The organism is Streptomyces sp. CBMA152 (assembly GCF_014596475.1).
Lineage (GTDB): Bacteria > Actinomycetota > Actinomycetes > Streptomycetales > Streptomycetaceae > Streptomyces.
In genome coordinates this window covers 87,037-107,403 of sequence record NZ_MECJ01000032.1, presented here as the reverse complement: position 1 = coordinate 107,403, position 20,367 = coordinate 87,037, and the positions used below count along the sequence as shown (strand labels likewise).

The following is a 20,367-nucleotide window of genomic DNA, read 5'->3' as shown; positions in this document are numbered from 1 at the left end:
GTGGGCTGATCCGTGATCTGCTGGCGATGGGGTGTTCAACTGCCTGCCCCTCCTGGTCGGCTTGCGCCTCATTCAACGAGGCCCGACTTGAGATGTCCTTGACGATGCGTGCACGCACGTTGCCGGATCGTGCACGCGGGCTCGGCGGAGCTGGTGGGACGTGGTGCGGCGGCAGCCAGTGAGTCATGGTCGCCGATCCTGGTCGGCCCCATCGAGGGCGGGGACGGGCGATGCGGGCCGCCCGGTGAAGGGTGCGGAGCCGGCTCGGCGTCTCGCAGTTCGAATGTTTCAACTTCCTTCGAACGGTGGGGCGTTGACCTGTTACCGGCGGGAACACCTTTCAGTAGAGACCGAATCCGGTCCCCCCACCTCATCCCCAGCATGAGCCATCCCCCCAAGGCTCATCCCCCACGCGAGCCCCGCACCCAGGGGCTCAGCTCTGGAGACCCCCATGCCCGAACTCTGGCTTCCCGGTGCCCAACGCATCGACGTGGGCGACCACGCCCCCACCGACTCCGGCTACCCCGCCAAGGCGATCGCCCACATCACCTGGGACAAGAACGCCACCGCCAGCCACCCGCAGGACCAGGTGCCGTACGCGAACCTCCAGGACTGGTTCGGCCGCAACCCCGACGGCAAGTCGTCCGCCCCGCATCTGCTCTGGTCGCCCTTCACCGGCGCGCTCACCCAGTTCTTCCCGGCGAACTCCCGGTCGAAGTCCCTCGTCGACTTACCCGGCGGGACCCGTACGAACAGAGCGGGCTCGGTGGTCATCCAGATCGAGGCGCACTTCTTCCCGTACTGCCGCGCGAGCGGCAAAGTCTACGCCCGGCTCGTCGACACCCCGTGCACCGGCTGGGCGGGGCTGAACGCATGGGTGCGTTCCTGGGGCGTGGCCGACACCTGGCCGATGGGGCGGCCGGTCGACTTCACCTCGCACCGCGACGAACACATATGGGAGACCCGGGGCGGGTGGTACGGACACCAGCAGGTCCCGGAGAACGACCATCAGGACCCCGGCTCCTGGCCCTGGTTCATCGGCGGGCCGCCGCCCCCGTCCCAGCAGGTGTCGCTGGCGCACGTCATCGCCGCGGCCAACCGCGACCCGGGCCTTCCGCAGGGCGGGACCACGTACAAGGCGGACGTCCTGATCGTGGAGCGCGCCCTCAATGCGGAGGGGCTGCTCGGTGCCGCCTGGGTGGACGGGTCCTTCGGGACCAAGACCAAGACGGCGTACGCCGCCTGGCAGAAACGTTGCGGCTACTCGGGTGCGGACGCGGACGGGATCCCCGGCCGCGACACCCTCACCCGGCTCGGCGCCCGCCACGGCTTCACCGTGGTCTGATCCGGCCCCGGGCTCCCCGACGTGCCCGAGGCCCGAGGGTGTACACCGCGTCCCAGCGGTCGCCGGGACGCGGTGGCGTCACCAACTCGACTTGCGCACCCCCGGCAGCAGTCCGGCGTGCGCCTGCGCGCGGACGTTGATGCGGGAGAGGCCGAAGGTGCCCAGATAGCCACGCGGGCGGCCGTCCACCGCGTCGCGGTTGCGGATACGGGTGGCGCTGGCGTCGCGGGGCTGGCGGCACAGTTCGCCCTGGGCGGCGGCGCGGTCCTCGGGGGAGCTGCGCGGGTCCCGGATGATGGCCTTGAGGGCGGCGCGCCGTATGGCGTACCGGGCGACGACCACGCGGCGCCGCTCGTTCTTCGCGATCTTGCTCTTCTTTGCCATCAGATCTTCTCCCCGCGGGCCCGGATACGGGCGACGGCCCGCTCGATGCCGATGCTGTCGACGGTCTTCACGCCCTTGGCGCTCAAGGTCAGGCGCACATGGCGTCCCTCGCTGGGCAGCCAGTAGCGCTTGCGCTGGATGTTGGGGTCGAACCTCCTGCGGGTGCGGCGGTGGGAGTGGGAGATGGCGTTGCCGAACCCGGGCTTGCGGCCGGTGAGTTGGCAGTGGGCGGACATGCGGGAGCCTTTCTCGCTGGGCGACGGGTGATCCGTACGCCACCACCTTAACGGTAATGAAAACCATTTCTGTATAGTCCTCGGCATGGCACGCAACGAACTGCGCCCGGTGATCAAGCTGCGCTCCACCGCAGGCACCGTTCCCCAAGCTCTCAACTCCGTTCGAGCAGGGGAGACCCCAATCACCTACGTCACCCGCAAGAACCGCAGAAACGACCCCGACCGGCTCACCCTGCGCAAGTACGACCCGGTCGTCAGCCGGCATGTCGACTTCCGGGAGGAACGATGAGCCCCGACGAACCCCGGCTGCCCGTGGTCCTGGTCGCCGGGCTGCACGCGGCCGTCCGCCGGGCGGCCGTCGACGAACTGCTGCTCTCGACACCCGGCGCCGTGGTCCTGCACCACGACCTGAGCACCGCCGCCGACGGCGTGGTGCGGGCCGGCGTGTTCGACGCGGCGGGCCACACCCGTACGCACGAGACACCGCTGGTCAACGACTGCGCGTGCTGCGCACTGCGCGAGGACCTGGTGCCCGAGCTGCTGCGCATCGCCGACAGCGGCACCTGCTCGCTCGCGGTCGTGGAACTGTGGGACTCGGTCGAGCCCAAGGCGATGGCCGAGGTCGTCGTCGGCACCCACGTGGGCGAGCGTCACTCCGGCGCGGTGCTCGATCTCGTGGGCGTCGTCACCGCCGTCGACCCGGAGCTGCTGCTCTCCAGCCTCGGCTGCGGCGACGACCTCTCCGAGCACGGACTCGCGGCGGCGCCGAGCGACGAGCGCACGGTCGCCGACACGCTGGCCCGGCAGCTGGAGTACGCGAACGTCCTCGCCGTCGCCCCGTCCGAGCACCCCGACCCGGCCGACCTCGCCCTGCTCACGCAACTCCACTGCACCGCACAGCAGTTGACACTGGGAGAGGGCACTCTCGCCGCCGCCGCTCGGGGCGGATTCGACGTCCGGGCGGCGGCCGAACGCCAGCACCCGGCCTGCGCGCTGCTGCCCCAGGAGGCCGACGAGCACGGCGTCGCCACCCTGGTGTGGCACCGCACCCGGCCTTTCCATCCGGCCCGGCTGTACGCCGCGCTGGAGGACCTGACCTGCGCGGCCGCACGCAGCCGGGGCCGGTTCTGGCTCGCCGACCGGCCCGACACGCTGCTGATGTGGGACGCGGCCGGGGGCGCGCTGTGCGTGGAGGACGCCGGTCCCTGGCTCGCCTCGCTGCCCGACGCGGCCTGGGAACTGGTGCCTCCGGTCCGCCGGGTCGCCGCCGCCATGGACTGGCATCCCGAACACGGCGACCGCGCCCAGCACCTCACCTTCACCTCACCGGGCCTGGACCGCGACGGCCTCCTCACGGCCCTGGAGTGCTGTCTGCTCACCGACGACGAGTACGCGGCGGGCCCCGAGGGCTGGCGCCATCTTCCGCACGCCTTCGACGACCTCCTCGACCCCGTCCACTGAGATCCCCGCCACCGACTTTTCAGGAGTACGCCATGCCCACGCGCCGCAAGACCGACAAGAAGCCCGCCCCGCGTCCCAACCCGCTGGACGCCGCCGGAATCACGTACATCGACTACAAGGACACCGACCTGCTGCGGAAGTTCATCTCCGACCGGGGCAAGATCCGCAGCCGCCGCGTCACCCGGGTCAGCGCACAGCAGCAGCGCGAACTCGCCCGCGCGATCAAGAACGCCCGCGAGATGGCCCTGATCCCGTACGCCTCGCGCTGAGGCGACTGCCCCGGACGGGATCAATTTCGGCCCCTCAGCCGTACGAGACCTGCCGATGGGAGGCCGAGCGCCTAGGCTCATGCCGTGCTGCGCATCGTGGATCATCTCGCCGGGCCGGGGCCGCTGCGGGTCTGTGCTCATGTGCCGGTGGCCGAGGGCCCGGGTGAGCTGACGGGGCTGCGGGTGCTGCTCGCCGCCGACGTGCTGGGCCGGGTCGTCGAGCTGCGGGGCCGAGCCGTCCTCACCGGGTGGACCGGCCCCGACGTCCCTTCGGCCGACGCCGCCGGCATCCGTCCGGCCGACGCCACCGGCACCCCCGAGGAGATCGCCGAGGCCCTGGGCGGCCCACCGGCCGTGCAGTTGACCAGCCGGGCGTACGAGGGTGGGGGCGGCGCGTGTCTGCGGATCGCCGAGGCGCGTATGACCGAGCCCGCGACCGGCCCCGTGGACGCGCTCGCCGTACGGCTGGTGCTGCTCGGCCGCCCGTACCACGAACCGGTCGAGGTCGGTTCCGACGCCTTCGACGAGGCGGAGCTCCGGCTCGCGCGGTGGCGGCGCGCCGTGGCCGGGTGGGCCGACCACCCGTCCAAGCCGCTCTGCGCCGACCTCGTGCGTACCGCGCGCGCCGCGCTGGAGGACAGCCTCGACGCGGCCGCCGTGCTGCGGCTCCTGGACGATCTGGAGGCGGACGCGGACGTACCGCCGGGTGCCAAGTTCGAGACGTTCGCCCGGCTCGACCGCGTCCTCGGCCTCGAACTGACCCGTGAGATCGGCCGCTCGCCCGCCGGGGCGCGGGCATGAGGCCGCTGCGGCGGCTCGTGGTCCTGCGGCACGCCAAGTCGGCCTGGCCCGAGGGCGTGCCCGACCACGAACGGCCGCTGGGGCCGCGCGGGCTGCGCGACGCCCCGGCAGCGGGACGGTGGCTGAGCGCGGCGGACTGTCTGCCCGACCTCGTGCTGTGCTCCACCGCCCGCCGCACCCGCGAGACCTGGGAGCTCGCGGCCGCCGAACTGGGCAGCCCGCCGCCCGCCCGCCACGACCCCCGCCTCTACGCGGCCGAGGACAGGGACCTGCTCGACGCGGTACGCGAAGTCCCCGACATCATCGGGACGTTGCTGCTCGTCGCGCACAACCCCGGTGTCCAGGACCTGACGCTGCTGCTCACCGGTGAGGCGCTGGGCGACACCCTGGACCGGGCCCGGACCAAGTTCCCCACCTCGGCCATCGCGGTGCTGACCTGGCGCGGGCCCTGGTCGGTCCTCGCCCCCGGCACGGCCCTGCTGACCGACTTCGCCGTCCCGCGCGGGCAACGGCCCTGAACGCCGGTCAGACCAGCGCGCGGCACAGCAGCGCGTCGGGGCGGCCCCGATGGCCGATGGCGTTGGTGTAGGCGAGCCCCGCCGCGTACTCGTCGGACCCGCACTGCCCCTTGTAGTTTCCGTACGCGAACTCGCCGCCGGGGTCGCCGGTCGGGCGGTTGTCGCCCCGGTCGAACCAGACCGTACGAGACGCGCTCCCGAGCGTCCTGCGGGCGGGTGCGCACAGCGCGGCGGAGACCGCGTCTCCCCGCAGGCTGTAGCCGAGCAGGAACTGGCCCTGGGGACACTGGAGTTTGCTGTATCCCGAGGCCCAGTCGCCGCCCGGAGGGACGTACCGCTCGTCCCGCACCACAGTCTGCACAAGGCCCGGCGCGCGCAGATCTCCGTCGGTCGCGGTGTCGGTGCACAGCCCCCGGCCCTGGGTGTGGCCGATGCCGATGAGCCGTTCGCCGTCCGGGCAGACCGCCTTGCGCGCCCCGCTGTCCCAGTCGCCGAGGGACCGTACGCGCAAGGACTGAACGGCGTCGGCGTGATCGGTGGTGAGCATGTGCCAAGTGGGAACGGATGGGACGTAACCGGACCTCTGCGGTGCGGTCATCAGCCCGCGCAACGTGTCGGCCCGCCAGTCGGTGCCGTCCAGGATCCCGGAGCGATGCCCGTCCCGGTCGTAACGGAGCAGCGCCCAACTGTCCCCGCCGGGCCGTCCCTGGTTGTCGGTGCTCCAGCCGACGAGCGGCCAGTACGCGAAGTCCGCGTCGGCGGTGGCGAGATAGCCGGTGAAGTGGGAGAACCAGGCACGTGCGGCCGCTCCGCCCTCGTCGGAGCCGACGCCGAACTCGCTGATCCACACGGGCGCGGTGAAGTGCTGCCCGCTCTCGGCCAAGACGTAGAACGCCTCGTCGTGAAGCGCGGCTGCCAGTTGGTCGGGGGTGAGGTCCTGGTAGCGCGGGTCATGGGTCTCGCCGAGGCCGGTGGCGCCGCTGTGGTGGGGGCCGGTGTAGCCGTAGAAGTGGGCCGAGTAGACGAGTTTTCCGGAGACCACGAGCGTGTGGGAGAGCGTGCGGACGGGGGTGAGGAGCGGGCGGCCGTGGGGGAGGCCGTCGGCGGGGATGCCGGTCCAGTTGATGCCCTCGACGATGATGAGGAGGTTCGGATTGGCCTCACTCAGGATGCGGTCCCCGGCCTCCTGCGCGGCGGCGAACCAGTCGTGGCCGTCTCCCAGGCCCCAGTTGGGGTCGTCGAGGATGTCGCGGCGCACCTCGTTGTAGAGGTCGGCGCCCACCACGCGGGCGTTGTCCCGGTAGCGGCGAGCCATGAACACCCAGTCGTCGGCCCACTGCCGGGTGGTCTGCCGGCTGTTCCAGCGCTCGTTGCCGTCGACGCCGCAGCACCAACGGGTGGTGTTGGTGTGGTTGTTGAGGATGACGGCGAAACCGTCGGCGGTCAGCGCCGCCACCACCGCGTCGTACACCTGCAAGGGTGTCCTGCCGCGCAGCGCGGGATTGGCGGCGACGGCGGCGTCCGGCACCGGGGCGGTGGTGTGGATCATCTCGTTGGAGAACGGCAGGCGCACGCTGTTGATGCCCAGGGCGTGGAAGTCGCCCAGAAGCGTGGGGATGGCGACCCGGTCCAGGCCGAGCGGGATGCCGTACGAGTCCTGGCCGCTGTGGTGGTTGGCCGGGTCGTTCACATCGCCCGAACCGGTCCAGGAGCCTTGTGCCCCGTCCCAGTTGGCCGATTTGAGCCGGAACCGGTTTCCGTCGGCGTCCACGATGTAGCGGCCCCGGGTGGACAGGGGAGCGGTCCACGTCCCGGTGGACGGGGTGGGGGCGGCCGCCGCGCTCGGGACGGCGACGCCCGTCAGCACGAGGCCCGCCACGAGTGCGCGGCACACCGCGCGTACGAACGTCTTCACGTCACCTGCCTGGTCGTGGGCGGCCGTGCCCGCCGGGGGCCGCCCGACGAGCAGCCCCTCGGCGCGGTCGCCGCCGACGAGGGCAGGGACAAGTTACCGGCGGGTCGGTGAACCGGCCAGACCCGTGCACCCCTGAACCTGACGGCGGCTCACCTTATGGCTGTGGGCGTGCTGTCGGCGGTCGCCACGACCTTGGCCACGAACGCGTCCAGGTTCTCCATGGTCCGCGCGACCTTCTCGGCGAACCCGAGCGTCTCGCCGGGCCGGCCCGCGCGCAGCTTGGGCTGGCGCTTGCCCCGTACGTACAGGGAACAGGCGAGGTCGGCGCAGACGTAGATGCCCACGGTGTTCCCCTCGCGTCCGCGTGCCCCGGCGAGCGGGGCCGCGAGCAGGGACACACCGGAGGAGGCGTGGGCCGTCAGACACACCTGGCAGATGCTGGACTTGATGGCGCTGGTGCGGGTTGCGCCCGGGACGCGCAGGGTGATGCCCAGCGGTCCGTCCGGCCGGGGGATCACGAGGTGCGCGCGCAGCGGCGCACCCGGGTCCACCCAGCCGAGGAAGTCCAGGTCCTGCCAGGGCGTCTCGGCGAAGTCGAGCGGCAGCCGCAGTCGGCGTGCCTCGCCCTTCGTGCAGTTCACGAAGGACGAACGGATGGTGTTCTCGGTCAAAGGCTCCACTCGGTGGACCGTACACAGACGTTGTCGGGCGGGCATCCGAATTTGAGCGCGGTCATTTCGGGCGCGGCCATCGGAGTGATGAATCGTTTCGCTGTACGGGTCGACGGTGGTCGGCGTGATGGAGTTGCCCGCACCGGCACATCACTCCGCGCGAGAGGACAGACGGCGATGCAGTACGGCTGTCCTGGCTGTGACGCCCTGCGCGCGGAGGCCCGTAAACCGGGCGCCGACCTCGCCGACCTGCTGCTCCGCACCCAGCTGCACGAAATGGAGCCGCACCCCGCCCGGCCGTCCGGTCCGGCGAAGAAGGAGCGGGGCGGTTCGAAGCGGGACTGACGCCGGTCGGTGGAGCGGTGGCGCCCTGCGATGGTTTTCGGCCATGGATACGGGCGGTATGTCGGGTCGTTTGTGGCGGATTGGTAATCTCACCGTGTTGATCTTGGTGACGTCCCCGACGCACCCTCCCCGCTCGTCGGCGCGGCGTTCCCGAACGCCCCCGCCCCGACCAGAATGCGAAAAGAATTGGCTCACCGTCAGCTTCGCCGTCGTCTCCGCCTCGCGGGTCACCTGGTGGCCGGCTCGGTCGTCCTCGCGGTACTGCCCGCGGCCCCCGCCCTCGCGGACACCGGCAGCACGCCGTCCGCCTCGGCGACCCCGCACCTCGACGCCGTGGAACAAGCCCTGCGCCAGGTCTCGCCCGGCCTGGAGAACAGCGTCTGGGAGCGCACCGCGGGCAACCGCCTCGACGCCTCCGCCGGCACCCCGTCCGACTGGCTGCTCCAGACCCCCGGCTGCTGGGGCGACGACAAGTGCGCCGAGCGCGTGGGGACCAAGCGCCTGCTCGCCAAGATGACGGAGAACATATCCAAGGCCACGCGCACGGTTGACATATCCACCCTCGCGCCGTTCCCCAACGGTGCGTTCGAGGACGCGATCGTCGACGGTCTCAAGGCCTCGGCCGCGTCCGGCAACAAGCTGAAGGTCCGCATCCTCGTCGGCGCCGCGCCGATCTACCACCTGAACGTGGTGCCGTCGAAGTACCGCGACGAGCTGACCGCCAGGCTGGGCAAGGCGGCCGAGAACATCACGCTCAACGTGGCGTCGATGACCACCTCGAAGACCGCGTTCTCGTGGAACCACTCCAAGCTGCTCGTGGTCGACAACCAGTCGGTCGTCACCGGTGGCATCAACGGCTGGAAGGACGACTACATCGACACCGCGCACCCGGTGTCGGACGTCGACCTCGCCCTTGAGGGACCCGCCGCCGGGTCCGCCGGCAAGTACCTCGACACGCTGTGGTCGTGGACGTGCCAGAACAAGTCCAACATCGCCAGCGTCTGGTTCGCCTCGTCCAACGGCGCCGGCTGTATGCCGTCGCTGGCCAAAGACGCCCCGGCCCCCGTGCCGGTCGACGGCAACGTCCCCGTGATCGCCGTCGGCGGCCTCGGCGTCGGCATCAAGGACAAGGACCCCGCCTCGGCGTTCCGCCCGACCCTGCCCACCGCCGCCGACACCAAGTGCGTCATCGGGCTGCACGACAACACCAACGCCGACCGCGACTACGACACGGTCAACCCCGAGGAGAGCGCCCTGCGCGCCCTCGTCTCCAGCGCGCGCGATCACATCGAGATCTCCCAGCAGGACCTCAACGCCACCTGCCCGCCGCTGCCGCGCTACGACATCCGGCTGTACGACGCGCTCGCCGCGAAGATGGCCGCCGGGGTGAAGGTACGTATCGTCGTCAGCGACCCCGCCAACCGCGGCGCCGTCGGCAGCGGCGGCTACTCGCAGATCAAGTCGCTCAACGAGATCAGCGACACCCTCCGCGACCGCCTCGCGCTGCTCACCGGCGACAAGGGCAAGGCCCGCACCGCGATGTGCTCCAGCCTCCAACTGGCCACGTTCCGCAGCTCGGCCAACCCCACCTGGGCCGACGGCCACCCCTACGCCCAGCACCACAAGCTGGTCTCGGTCGACAGCTCCGCCTTCTACCTCGGCTCGAAGAACCTGTACCCGTCCTGGCTCCAGGACTTCGGCTACGTGGTGGAGAGCCCCGACGCGGCCGCCCAGCTCCAGGCGAAGCTGCTCGCCCCGCAGTGGCAGTACTCGCAGGCGACCGCCACGTTCGACTACGAGCGCGGCGTCTGCCAGGCCTGATCCCACGTCAGATCCTGTCGTCCATCGCCTCCAGCCGGGTGGGCGGCAGGAACTCGCGTACGTACGTCCGTTTCCACCACGCCCCCGTCGTCCGCAGCTCGCGCCAACTCGTATAGCGGTAGCGGAAAAGCCGGGCCCGGATATAGCGGGGCGGGCTGTCGGGCGGGAACGGGGAGCGGCGCAGCAGCCGCAGGGTGTCGCGGTCGTTCTCCAGCAGCCGCTCCACGAACGGCCCGAACCACGGCCGCGCGTACCCGGGGGAGAGCCCGGCGAACCACATCAGCCAGTCGAGCCGCAGATGGTACGGAGCGAACTGGCGCGGCCAGTACCGCAGTTCGCCGGGCTTCCCCTTGAACTCGTACTCCCGCCACTCCGAGTCCATGAGCGGCACCGGATCGTCGGTGCCCTCGACGACCACTTCGAACCGCAGCCGGCTGACGCTGCCGAACGCTCCGTAGGTGTTGACCAGATGCAGCGGGTCGAAGGAGTAGTTCATGATCTGGCGGCGCGAGACCATGTTGCGGGCCGGACGGTAGCTCAGTACGAGCAGGAACGCGGCGACGGCCAGTACCACGACCTCGTACCAGATCGGTGTGCCCGCGAAGTGGTGGGCCGAGGTGAGTGGGGAGAAGTCGACGGCGGTCACGGCCAGCGCGACCGTCGTCCAGTTCAACCACGAGAAGTTGCCCGACAGGATCAGCCACAGCTGGGTGAGGATCATCAGCGACGCGGCCGCCGTGGCGACGGGCTGCGGGGTGAACAGCAGCACGGGCACCAGGAGTTGGGTGACGTGGTTCGCGGCCACCTCCACCCGGTGGAACGGCTTGGGCAGATGGTGGAAGAACCAGCTCAGCGGGCCCGGCATCGGCTGGGTCTCGTGGTGGTAGTACAGACACGTCAGGTTGCGCCAGCACTCGTCGCCGCGCATCTTGATGAGCCCGGCCCCGAACTCCACGCGGAACAGCACCCAGCGCATCAGGAACAGCACCACGATCGGCGGCGCCACCTCGTCGTTCCCCAGGAACACCGCGAGGAAGCCCACCTCCAGGAGCAGTGACTCCCAGCCGAACGAGTACCAGGTCTGCCCCACGTTCACGATCGACAGATACAGCGCCCACGGCAGCAGCCACAGCAGCATCGCGCCCCACAGCGGCACCCTGCCGTCCACCCCCGCCAGCAGCCCCACGGACACCAGCACACCGGTCCACGCCCACCCCGCGAAGAACCGGTCCGAGTAGTGGAAGTGGAACACGCTCGGCGCCCGCCGGAACGGCATCCGCTCGACATACCAGGGCACCGGCAGCATGCCCCGCTCGCCGATCAGCGCACGGAACTGCAGCGCCGCGCCGAGGAACGCGACGAGGTAGATCGCGGCGAGCGTGCGCTGGAAGACGAGCCGGCTCAGCCAGTAGTCGGGTGCGACGAACCACTCCACGGTTTCATTGTGACGCTGAGTGACGTCGTGTGCCTGCGGAGCGGTCGGACGGCGTACGCGGGTGTCTTCGGGGTCAGCGGCTTCAGCTGGCTTTTCCGGCCTCCTCCAAGGCCTCGGTGACGAGATCGGCGACCAGCGACGGCTGCTCGTTCGGGGTGAGGAAGCTGGGGCCCGGAATCGTGATCACATGCACCCAGGGGCACGCCTCCAGAGTGCGCCGCTCGGTGTCGCTCACCCCGCCGTCGCCGCTCCCGCCGTGCACCACCCAGGCGGGGACGCCCGCCGTGCAGAGCCGGGGCGCGACCGTGCCATGGCGGTCCAGGTACACCAGATAGTCGTGGATCATCCGCCGCATGACGCGCGGGTCATTGGTCCGCAGATCGGCGATGAGCGCGTCGAGCCGCTCCGGAGGCAGCGGACTGCTCTTCGCCATGCCGCCGACCATGTGCAGCATCGCGCCGTACGGGAGATGCCCGAGTACGCGGGCGAGCCGGTCGAGTACACGCAGGAACACGGCCTCGTCCTCGCGCGAGAAGGACGGGGCGAGCAGGATCACCGGCCCGGTGAACGCGCCCGAACCGACCATCTCCAGGGCGACGGTGGCCCCCATGCTGTGGCCCACCACCACAGCGCAGCCGAGGCCGTCGGCGCATTCGGCGGCGAGCCGGGCGTAGTTCTCCACCCGGGTGTCGTGGGGTGGGGGAGTACCGCCGTTCCCCGGCAGGGTCACCGCGATCAGCCGGACATCGGCGAGCTTCGGCTCGGCCATCAGCTCCTCGTACTGCCCCGCCCTGCACATCCCACCGGGCAGCAACAACACACCACCGCGCACGCCCGTCGGCCCGCTCTCGCGGCGCTCCCAGCTCTCCCACGAGCCGTCCCCGGGCCGCTCGTGGCGTGATCGCCCGGCCATATGTCCACGGTACGCCCGTCCATTTCACCGTTGCCGCACGCGCGGCTCGCCGGATCGGGCACAGTCGGTACATGAACGGCTACGAAGACGGACTACCGGCCTTTCTGACGTTCCGTGTGACGCCACAGGAAGGCCCGATCGCCGCATTCGCCGAACAGGAGGCGTGGCAGGCGAGACAGCGCTACCCGGACATCCTGGGCGTGGGAGTCCCGGAGTTCTTCCACGCACGAGAGTGTGAGCAGGGCGGCTGGGAGCTGTGCGAACACAGCAGCGACACACCGCAGGGCGCGCGGGATTCCCTCGGCCATCGCTTCCGGATGGCGGCCAAGGAGGCCGAGGAAGCCGGGGACGAAAGGGCGCGGCGCAAGTGGCTGGCGGCGGCCGTGCGCATGGACCGGGAGGTGATCGACGAGGTCCGCGTCCTCGGGCAGCGGTTCCGGATCGTACGGGCCTCGCGCTTCATCCGGATGGGGTCGGCGGGGCCGGAGCCCCCGCGCCCGTCGGACCCCGATCCGGCCGAGGTCGGAGAGGCCCACAGCCTGCCCTCCCGGACCAAGGGTTTCGTGATCGACCCGTACACCGGCACCGGCCTCGCCGACGGCATTCTCCGCCTGGACCTAGTCCACTTCGTCGGCTCGGCCCCGGGCGCGCCCCGGGAGGTGACGGAGGACGCCTGGCGGGCCGCCGAACGCTACCCCGGCGGAGTGCTGCTGCCGGCCGTCTTCCTGGTCTCCGAGCGTGACGACGGGAAGTGGCGCGCCCATGACCCCGGGGCGTCCCACTCGACCCCGCAGGGCGCACGCGACTCGCTGACGGCCTGGCTGCGGGTGATGGCCCCGTTCACGTACAAACTCGACGAGGCCGAACGCGCGGTGTTCGCGGAGGCCGCGGACCGACTGGACGCGAAGCGCTCCAACTCGTTGACCGTGGACGGCCATCGCCTCCGCGTGACCCGCGTCGAACGCCTGGTCCGCATCGGCCCCGACGGCCCCGAGGGCCCCCGCCCCTCCGACTTCGACCCCCAGCCGCCCATCGAGGTCCACGTACGCCAGCTCAAGGAACAGGGCCTCTGGGAAGAGGAGGACGAGGACGCTCCGCGCGAACTCGACGCGGACGCACGCGAGTTCGCCCGGTTGTGGGAGCAGGAGCAGGCGCGAGTGGCCGAGGCGAAGGAGCGTCGGAGGCGGCCGGAGGGGTCGTGAGTCCGTGGCCGCCGCCGTGGGGTGTGTGCGTGTGCCTCGCGGCGGCGGTCGGTGTGGTCGGTGGTCGTGGGAGGGCTCGGCCGTGGGCTGTGGTGCCGTGCTGCTCCAGCACCGCTCCACCGCCGTGACACCTGATCCGCCTAGGCTCCGGCTGGCCCGCGTCCGGACCGAGCGTGTCGACGGGGCGCGTTCGGCTCTGCTGAGAGGATGCCGGGACAAGCCGGTGCGGAGAACGACGAAGCGAGGGCAGCATGTTCAGTGGCACGCACGCCATCTTCTACAGCACGGACGCCGACGCCGACCGGGCCTTCATCCGGGACGTGCTGGGCTTTCCGGGGGTGGACGCGGGCGAGGGCTGGCTGATCTTCAAACTGCCCCCGGCCGAACTCGCCGTCCACCCCACGGCCGACGAAGCCAAACACGAGCTGTACCTGATGTGCGACGACATCGCGGCCCAGCTGGCCGAGTTCTCCGCGAAGGGCGTGGAGATCGTCCGCCCGCCGAGCGACCGCCCCTGGGGTCGAATCGCCGCGATCCGCCTCCCCAGCGGAACGGAACTCGCCTTCTACGAGCCACGGCATCCGGTCGCGTACGGGCTCTGAGCAGGCGCCAAGAAGACGTTCTGCGCCAGGCCGATGAACCTCGGTGATCAGGCTTCCGGCTCGTCGGCGGCCAGTACAGCACTAGCATCGGGTCCCGTGATCATATGGCTCAACGGCACCCATGGCGCAGGTAAGACGACGACCAGTGCGTTCGTGCAGCAACTGATCCCGGATTCACGGGTGTTCAACGCCGAGAAGGTCGGCGAGACGCTCATGGACATCGCGCCAGGGCTGCCCGGGACCGACAACTTCCAGCACTGGCCGCCATGGCGGCCGCTCGTGGTCGAGACCGCCCGCCGCGTACTCGACTACACCGGCGGCACCCTGGTGATGCCCATGACCGTCCTGGTCGAGCAGTACTGGCGTGAGATCAGCAGCGGTCTGGCTCAACATGCCATTCCGGTACGGCACTTCGTCCTCCACGCCGACCAGGACACCCTCCGCGGGCGTATCGCGGGCGACACTGTCGTCGGCCCCAACTCCCCGTTCCGTCTCCAATACCTTGAGCCGTATGCCGAGGCAGCCCGCACGTGGTTGCACGACGAGGCCACGGTCGTAGACACCACACACCTCACACCCGCCCAGGCCGCCGCGCAGATCGCGGAGGCCGTCAAGAGTTGAGGTCCACCAGTGGTCGTGCCACCGGCCCTACGGCCACAGCAGATGCCGCTCCCACTCCGCGTCCGGGCGCGCGCGTTCGTAGCGCAGTCGCGTGTGGACGCGGGTTTCGGCGGCCTGCCAGAACTCCACCGATACGGGGGCGAGGGTGTAGAGCGTCCAGTCCTCGGCCAGGAGCTGGGGGTTCTGGTCGACGCGGCGTGCTGATTCCGCGATGGCTGCGTCGCGGTGGGCGAGTGTGTCGAGGTGTTGGCTCTGGTGGCCCAGTAGGGCCTCCGCCCGGGCCGAGGGGGAACGGGCCAGGAAATCGGCCGCGTTGCTGTCGGCGGAGCCGGTCGTCACCGCGCCCCTGATGCGGATCTGGCGGCCCCGGCCGGGCCAGTAGAAGGTCAGCGCGGCGCGTGGGTGCGCGGACAGCTGTTGCCCCTTGGGGCTGCCCGCGTGTGCCGCGAACTGCCAGCCCGCCGCGTCCACGTTCTTCAGGATCAGCACCCTCGCCCACGGGTCGCCCTGCTCGTCCACGGTCGACAGGGTCATGGCGTGCGGGCCGGGCTCGCCCGCCTGCACCGCCTCGGTCAGCCACGCCAGGAACAGCTCGACCGGCTCGGCCGGAGCGGACGCCGGGTCGAACGTCGGCAGTCGGCTGGGGAAGGCGTCCAGGCTCCGCAGCCACGTCCGTACGTTTGTGGTGTCCTCGCTCGCAGCCATCGCGCTCCTCTTGTCGTTCGCCTCGCTTCGAACCTATCAACGGAAACCGGCTTCTGTTGGGCGGAATCCCGGCTACGTGGCGTTGAGCGCGCGCCCCGCCCCCGTCCGCGACCCCTCGTACCTCCTCCGACGCGGACCGTGACCGGCTCGTCGGCGGACGGCTCATCTGCGCCCTCGCCCCGCGCCCAGCCCTTCCTGCCCGCAACGACGTCCCCACGAGCAACAAGCGGAGCGATCCGTACCGGTGCTCGCAATTCGTTGCCGGCCAGGGGGTCCCGGATTCATACGAAGCCCTTACCCTTGGGCGGGTAGCCTCGGTAAAGAGAAGCCAAAGAGGTGCGTGAGGCCACTGCCGTCCTCACGCACCACAGCGAAAGGCACGGCTTATGGCCCTCACCTTTGCGCACAGGGTCACCGCTCGACGCGCGTCCCTGCAGGATGTGAACGCGATCGTTCGCCTGCTCTCCGGTGACAACGGACTCCCGCCCGAAACCGCCGCTCTCGTCTCGGCTTCACAGGCCCAACTCCGGCTCATCCTGGCCCACTTCGGGCTGGAAACGGGCAAGGTGTGGGTCGCCGAGACCGGTTCCGGCGCACCCGAGGCGGCGGCGGTGTGGATTCCGCCCGGTGTCTCCATCGACGAGGACGAGCACCGGGCCCTGTTGCGACTGCACGGGCTGCGGCCCGCGCTGGTGCCCGCGCGCGACCATGAGGACCGGATACCGGGCGAGGAGGACCACTGGCTCCTCGCGGCCGTCGGCATAGCTCCCACCGCCCATCCGGGCGCGCTGGAAGCCGTCCTCGACCCAGTGCTGCGCACGGTGGACGCGGCGGGGCTGCCCGCCTACGCCACCGCGCCCGCCTCCTTCCAGGCGGAGCTCCTGGCGGCCTTCGGCTTCGAGCCGTTCACCTCCGGGCCGACGCGCCCGGAGCCCCGGCTGCGCCGCCCGCCCAAGGCCACGTTCGCCGGCTGACGCCCGAGACGGGGGTACGGCTTCCGCCCTGGACGACGGACACCGACTCCGCCACGGACCACGAAAACGGCCTCTGCCCCGGACTGCGCTCGCAGTCCGGGGCAGAGGCCGTTACGGTCGGGCGAAGCGTTACTGCAGCAGTCCGTCGGCCTTGCACGCGGCCTTGTACTTCGGCGTGCAGATCTCGTCGATCGTGTAGAGGCCGTCGCTGATGACGGTGGAGCGGATGTTCTCCTTGATCACGGCCACGACCGGGACCAGCGCGGTGGGGATGTCGCTGGCGGTCGGGCTGTTCGTCTTGGAGTTGGCGATCGGCGTGACGCTCTGGCCCTTGGCGAGCGCCACGGCCATCTGCGCGGCGATCGGGCTCTCCTCCGCATACGACTTGTAGACGCTCATGTACTGCTCGCCCGCGACGATGCGCTGGACTCCGGCGAGGTCCGTGTCCTGGCCGGTGACCGGCGGGAGCTTGGAGACACCGGCGGCCTTGAGGGCGCTGATGACGCCGCCCGCCAAGCCGTCGTTGGCCGAGTAGACACCGATGATCTTGTCCTTGCCCAGGGCCGAGATCGCGGTCCGCATGTTCGCGGCGGCGTTCTCCGCCTTCCAGTCCTTGGTGTCGTACTCCTTGCCGATGTTCACCTTCCCGTCCAGCTCGGTGTGCGCGCCCTTCTTGAACTGGGCCGCGTTCGGGTCGGTGCGGGCGCCGTTCATCATGACGATCTGGCCGTCCTTGGCGTTCGCGCCCAGCTTGTCCAGCAGGGCACGGGCCTGGACATGGCCGACGTCCTCGTTGTCGAACGAGACGTACGCGTCGACCGGGCCCTCGGCGAGGCGGTCGAAGGAGACGACGGGGATGCCCGCGTCCTTGGCCTTCTTGATCGCTCCGCCGATGCTCTTGGAGTCGACGGCGTCGATGATCAACGCGTCGACCTTCTTGGCGATCATGTCGTCGACCTGCTGGTTCTGCCGCGCCGCGTCCTGCTCCGCGTTCGCGTAGATGACCTGACCCTTGTTGCTGGTCAGCTCGCCGACCATCTTCTCGATCAGCGGCTTGTCCGACTTCTCGTAGCGAGCAGCCTGCTTCTCCGGCAGCAGCAGACCTATCTTGAGGTCCTTCTTCTTGCCGGCTCCGCCGGCCTTGTCGCCGGACTGGCTCCCACCGCCGCATGCGGCGAGGGTGACGGCCATCGCGACGACACCCACGGTCATCGCTCCACGGCCGGTACGCGTGCTCACTTAGAAACAACCTCCCTGACATGGCCGCTTAAATACGGCCGAGGTGGCTGGAAGCCAACCCTCCATTCGTGATGGCGTCAAGAAGTTAGCTCTTAACGAGATGACAACGGAATTATCCGATACGGGCCCGACAGCCCAAATCTGCCTGCCAATTCGGGGTGAAACGGTCGTGCGGGAGGATTTCGCTTGCCCGGATATTTCCTGATGGTTCGTCAGTTTGACACCTCGTTGAGTGGCTACTCCCCAGTTCACGCACGGCCGTGACGTCGACGGGTGCCCGGGTGGTCTGGTCGTGGCGGCGATGCTTCACCTTGAATACAGCTAACGGGAAGGATCGCCCTGATTCGTTCATTTATTGAACAAAGCGGATTGTTGATCATGGCGAAAATGTTCTATACCTCGACCCCTTCCCTTCCGGGTCCGAGATCAATTAACCGTGTGGTGATTGATGGTTGTGAAGACTTTGGTGTAGGCCAGGCGTTCGGAGTCTGAAGTCTTGACGTGTCCATGGTGGGGTCCTAGCTTCACGTCCTGAAGAAAGGTGGGAGCCCATGACGATTCCCAGGTCCACGTCCTTGGTGGCCGTCGGCGCGCTCGTCGCCGCCCTCGCCTCCGGCGTCACCTTCGCGCCCAGGGCCCAGGCGGCCGCGCCGCCCACCGGGTGGGTCACCGTGTCGGCGCGGCACAGCGGCAAGTGTGTGGACGCGGCCTCGGCGGGCACCGCCGACGGAACCGCCGTCCAGCAGTACGGCTGCAACGGAACCGCCGCCCAGCAGTGGCAGTTCCGGGCCACCGACGGCGGCTACGTACAGGTCGACAACCGCAACGACGCCACCAAGGCGTGGGACGTCACCGATGTGTCCACGGCCGACAGCGCGCCCGTCCAGCTCTGGGCGTACGGCGGCGGCGACAACCAGCAGTGGCAGCCGGTGCAGGAGGCGGGCGGCGCGTACCACTTCGTCAACCGGCACAGCGGCAAGTGCCTCGACGTGCCCGGCGCCTCCACCGCCGACGGCGCCCGCATCCAGCAGTACACCTGCAACGGCAGCGCCGCCCAGTCGTTCGACGTGAACCCCGTCGACACCGCGCCGCCCACCGGCGACACCCCGGACCTCGGGCCCAACGTCTCGGTCTTCGACCCGTCGATGTCGTCGGCCGCCATCCAGAGCCGGCTCAACCAGGTCTTCGGCCAGCAGGAGACCAACCAGTTCGGCGCGCAGCGCTACGCCCTGCTCTTCAAGCCGGGCAGCTACAACGTCGACGCCAACGTCGGCTTCTATACCCAGGTCGCCGGGCTCGGTCTGTCGCCGGACGCGGTGACCATCAACGGTGCCGTGCACGCCGAGGCCGACTGGTTCCAGGGCAACGCCACCCAGAACTTCTGGCGCTCCGCCGAGAACCTGTCGGTCACGCCGAACGGCGGCAGCGACCGCTGGGCGGTCTCCCAGGCGGCCCCGTACCGACGTATGCACGTACGCGGCGACCTTCAGCTGGACGACGGCGGCTGGTCGAGCGGCGGGTTCATCGCCGATTCCAAGATCGACGGGCAGGTGCGTTCCGGCTCGCAGCAGCAGTGGCTCTCCCGCAACAGCCAGTGGGGAAGCTGGAGCGGCGCCAACTGGAACATGGTCTTCGTCGGCGACACCAACGCCCCGGCCAACACCTTCCCCAACCCGCCCTACACCACCGTGCCGCAGAGCCCCGTGACGCGCGAGAAGCCGTTCCTCTACGTGGACGGCGCGGGCGCGTACAAGGTGTTCGTGCCCGCCCTGCGCACCGACACCCAGGGCACGACCTGGGCGAACGGGACCCCGGCGGGCAGCTCGCTGCCGATCGACCAGTTCTACATCGTCAAGCCCGGTGCCACGGCGGCGGACATCAACGGCGCGCTGGGGCAGGGCAAGAACCTCCTGTTCACACCGGGCGTGTACCACCTCGACCAGACGATCGACGTGAACCGCCCGGACACCGTCGTGCTCGGCCTGGGCCTTGCCACCCTGGTCCCCGACAACGGGATCACCGCGATGAACGTCGCCGACGTCGACGGGGTGAAGGTCGCCGGACTGCTCATCGACGCCGGGCCCGTCGACTCCCCGCTCCTGATGCGGGTGGGCGCCCCGGGCTCGACCGCCCGGCACACCGCCGACCCGACCTCGCTGCACGACGTCTTCTTCCGCGTCGGCGGCGCAGGCGTGGGCAGGGCCACCCAGACCCTCGTCGTGAACAGCTCGGACGTCATCGGCGACCACATGTGGCTGTGGCGCGCCGACCACGGCAGCGGCGTCGGCTGGAACAGCAACACGGCCGCGAACGGTCTGGTCGTCAACGGTACGGACGTGACGATGTACGGCCTGTTCGTCGAGCACTATCAACAGCATCAGGTGATCTGGAACGGGGACGGTGGACGTACGTACTTCTTCCAGAACGAGATGCCGTACGACCCGCCGGGCCAGGCGGCGTGGATGAACGGCTCGACGCGCGGCTACGACGCGTACAAGGTGGCCGCTTCCGTGACCCGGCACGAGGCATGGGGCCTGGGCAGCTACTGCTACTTCAGTGCCGACCCGTCGGTGGTGGCCGACCGCGCCTTCGAGGCGCCGGCCGCGCCGGGTGTCCGGTTCCACGACATGGTGACCGTGTCCTTGGGGGGTAAGGGGACGATCGGCCATGTCATCAACGACGTGGGTGGAGCGGCCAATTCTGGTACGAATGTGGTGAATCTGGTCTCCGGTCCCTGAGCTCGGGCTCCGGTCGACATCGCGTGGCATCACGTGGCGCCAAGTGGTGCCACGTGGTGCCACGTGGTGCCATTTCGTGCCATCGGAGGGGCTTGGGTGCGCATGGTGCCACGATGACTCAGGTTGGCTTCAGCGTGTTTTTGCAGGTCAGAGGCGCCATCCTTAAGTTCAG

The 20,367-nt window shown here is 69.9% G+C and carries 21 protein-coding genes; 13 read left to right on the top strand and 8 right to left on the bottom strand.

Annotated elements, in window-relative coordinates; genetic code table 11:
- Positions 1 to 451: 451 nt before the first annotated feature.
- The gene (locus tag BG418_RS32670) at positions 452 to 1,345 is read left to right on the top strand and encodes a peptidoglycan-binding protein (protein ID WP_188277665.1); all 894 of its coding nucleotides are present in this window, start codon (positions 452 to 454) and stop codon (positions 1,343 to 1,345) included.
- Positions 1,346 to 1,423: 78 nt separating this feature from the next.
- Here the strand turns inward: BG418_RS32670 and rpsN are convergent, their stop codons facing one another.
- Both rpsN and rpmB read right to left on the bottom strand, forming a co-directional pair.
- A complete protein-coding gene (gene rpsN, locus BG418_RS32665) occupies positions 1,424 to 1,729 on the bottom strand; it encodes a 30S ribosomal protein S14 (protein ID WP_188277664.1) in 306 nt (101 codons plus the stop codon).
- Entirely contained in the window at positions 1,729 to 1,965 is a 237-nt protein-coding gene (rpmB, locus tag BG418_RS32660; protein ID WP_188277663.1) for a 50S ribosomal protein L28, read from the bottom strand. Before rpmB ends, rpsN begins: the two co-directional genes overlap by 1 nt.
- A gap of 85 nt (positions 1,966 to 2,050) precedes the next feature.
- Here rpmB and rpmG point away from each other — a divergent pair, with 85 nt between their 5' ends.
- From rpmG to BG418_RS32635, 5 genes are all read left to right on the top strand, one after another.
- Positions 2,051 to 2,254 carry a 50S ribosomal protein L33 gene (gene rpmG, locus BG418_RS32655; RefSeq protein ID WP_188277662.1) on the top strand — a complete coding sequence of 68 codons (204 nt, stop codon included), beginning with the start codon at positions 2,051 to 2,053 and terminating at the stop codon, positions 2,252 to 2,254.
- Positions 2,251 to 3,426 carry a GTP-binding protein gene (locus BG418_RS32650; RefSeq protein ID WP_188277661.1) on the top strand — a complete coding sequence of 392 codons (1,176 nt, stop codon included), beginning with the start codon at positions 2,251 to 2,253 and terminating at the stop codon, positions 3,424 to 3,426. The genes rpmG and BG418_RS32650 overlap by 4 nt, the downstream gene beginning before the upstream one ends.
- Positions 3,427 to 3,458: 32 nt before the next feature.
- Positions 3,459 to 3,695, top strand: a complete 237-nt coding sequence (gene rpsR, locus BG418_RS32645; RefSeq protein ID WP_188277660.1) for a 30S ribosomal protein S18 — start codon at positions 3,459 to 3,461, stop codon at positions 3,693 to 3,695.
- A gap of 84 nt (positions 3,696 to 3,779) precedes the next feature.
- Positions 3,780 to 4,496 (top strand): hypothetical protein, encoded by a 717-nt coding sequence (locus BG418_RS32640; RefSeq protein ID WP_188277659.1) that lies wholly within the window; start codon positions 3,780 to 3,782, stop codon positions 4,494 to 4,496.
- Positions 4,493 to 5,014 carry a histidine phosphatase family protein gene (locus BG418_RS32635; RefSeq protein WP_188277658.1) on the top strand — a complete coding sequence of 174 codons (522 nt, stop codon included), beginning with the start codon at positions 4,493 to 4,495 and terminating at the stop codon, positions 5,012 to 5,014. The genes BG418_RS32640 and BG418_RS32635 overlap by 4 nt, the downstream gene beginning before the upstream one ends.
- A gap of 7 nt (positions 5,015 to 5,021) precedes the next feature.
- Here the strand turns inward: BG418_RS32635 and BG418_RS32630 are convergent, their stop codons facing one another.
- Complete coding sequence (locus BG418_RS32630; RefSeq protein WP_399001239.1) at positions 5,022 to 6,908, bottom strand: glycoside hydrolase family 5 protein; 1,887 nt, start codon at positions 6,906 to 6,908, stop codon at positions 5,022 to 5,024.
- Positions 6,909 to 7,078: 170 nt separating this feature from the next.
- Positions 7,079 to 7,609, bottom strand: a complete 531-nt coding sequence (locus BG418_RS32625; RefSeq protein ID WP_188277656.1) for an FBP domain-containing protein — start codon at positions 7,607 to 7,609, stop codon at positions 7,079 to 7,081.
- Between the two features lie 168 nt (positions 7,610 to 7,777).
- Between BG418_RS32625 and BG418_RS32620 the strand changes: the two genes are divergently transcribed.
- Positions 7,778 to 7,945, top strand: a complete 168-nt coding sequence (locus tag BG418_RS32620; RefSeq protein ID WP_188277655.1) for a hypothetical protein — start codon at positions 7,778 to 7,780, stop codon at positions 7,943 to 7,945.
- A gap of 186 nt (positions 7,946 to 8,131) precedes the next feature.
- Positions 8,132 to 9,766 carry a phospholipase D-like domain-containing protein gene (locus BG418_RS32615; RefSeq protein ID WP_223185781.1) on the top strand — a complete coding sequence of 545 codons (1,635 nt, stop codon included), beginning with the start codon at positions 8,132 to 8,134 and terminating at the stop codon, positions 9,764 to 9,766.
- Between the two features lie 7 nt (positions 9,767 to 9,773).
- Here the strand turns inward: BG418_RS32615 and BG418_RS32610 are convergent, their stop codons facing one another.
- Complete coding sequence (locus BG418_RS32610; protein ID WP_188277653.1) at positions 9,774 to 11,201, bottom strand: lipase maturation factor family protein; 1,428 nt, start codon at positions 11,199 to 11,201, stop codon at positions 9,774 to 9,776.
- An 82-nt stretch (positions 11,202 to 11,283) separates the two neighbouring features.
- Positions 11,284 to 12,114 (bottom strand): alpha/beta fold hydrolase, encoded by an 831-nt coding sequence (locus BG418_RS32605; RefSeq protein WP_188277652.1) that lies wholly within the window; start codon positions 12,112 to 12,114, stop codon positions 11,284 to 11,286.
- 71 nt (positions 12,115 to 12,185) lie between these two features.
- On the opposite strand from BG418_RS32605, the gene BG418_RS32600 reads away from it, so the two are divergent.
- The 3 genes from BG418_RS32600 (at position 12,186) to BG418_RS32590 (ending at position 14,539) form a co-directional block, all read left to right on the top strand.
- On the top strand, positions 12,186 to 13,316 hold the full coding sequence (locus BG418_RS32600) for a DUF5954 family protein (RefSeq protein WP_188277651.1): 1,131 nt from the start codon (positions 12,186 to 12,188) through the stop codon (positions 13,314 to 13,316).
- Positions 13,317 to 13,567: 251 nt separating this feature from the next.
- Positions 13,568 to 13,918: a VOC family protein gene (locus BG418_RS32595; RefSeq protein WP_188277650.1), complete on the top strand. Its 351-nt coding sequence runs from the start codon at positions 13,568 to 13,570 to the stop codon at positions 13,916 to 13,918.
- Positions 13,919 to 14,014: 96 nt separating this feature from the next.
- The gene (locus BG418_RS32590) at positions 14,015 to 14,539 is read left to right on the top strand and encodes an ATP-binding protein (protein WP_188277649.1); all 525 of its coding nucleotides are present in this window, start codon (positions 14,015 to 14,017) and stop codon (positions 14,537 to 14,539) included.
- Positions 14,540 to 14,566: 27 nt separating this feature from the next.
- On the opposite strand, the gene BG418_RS32585 is transcribed toward BG418_RS32590, so the two are convergent.
- Positions 14,567 to 15,244, bottom strand: a complete 678-nt coding sequence (locus tag BG418_RS32585; RefSeq protein ID WP_188277648.1) for a pyridoxal 5'-phosphate synthase — start codon at positions 15,242 to 15,244, stop codon at positions 14,567 to 14,569.
- A gap of 440 nt (positions 15,245 to 15,684) precedes the next feature.
- Between BG418_RS32585 and BG418_RS32580 the strand changes: the two genes are divergently transcribed.
- Positions 15,685 to 16,218 (top strand): hypothetical protein, encoded by a 534-nt coding sequence (locus BG418_RS32580; protein ID WP_188277647.1) that lies wholly within the window; start codon positions 15,685 to 15,687, stop codon positions 16,216 to 16,218.
- A gap of 129 nt (positions 16,219 to 16,347) precedes the next feature.
- Here the strand turns inward: BG418_RS32580 and BG418_RS32575 are convergent, their stop codons facing one another.
- On the bottom strand, positions 16,348 to 17,457 hold the full coding sequence (locus tag BG418_RS32575) for a substrate-binding domain-containing protein (RefSeq protein ID WP_317453837.1): 1,110 nt from the start codon (positions 17,455 to 17,457) through the stop codon (positions 16,348 to 16,350).
- Positions 17,458 to 18,008: 551 nt separating this feature from the next.
- On the opposite strand from BG418_RS32575, the gene BG418_RS32570 reads away from it, so the two are divergent.
- Positions 18,009 to 20,195, top strand: a complete 2,187-nt coding sequence (locus BG418_RS32570) for an RICIN domain-containing protein (protein ID WP_188277646.1) — start codon at positions 18,009 to 18,011, stop codon at positions 20,193 to 20,195.
- The last annotated feature ends 172 nt before the right edge of the window (positions 20,196 to 20,367 follow it).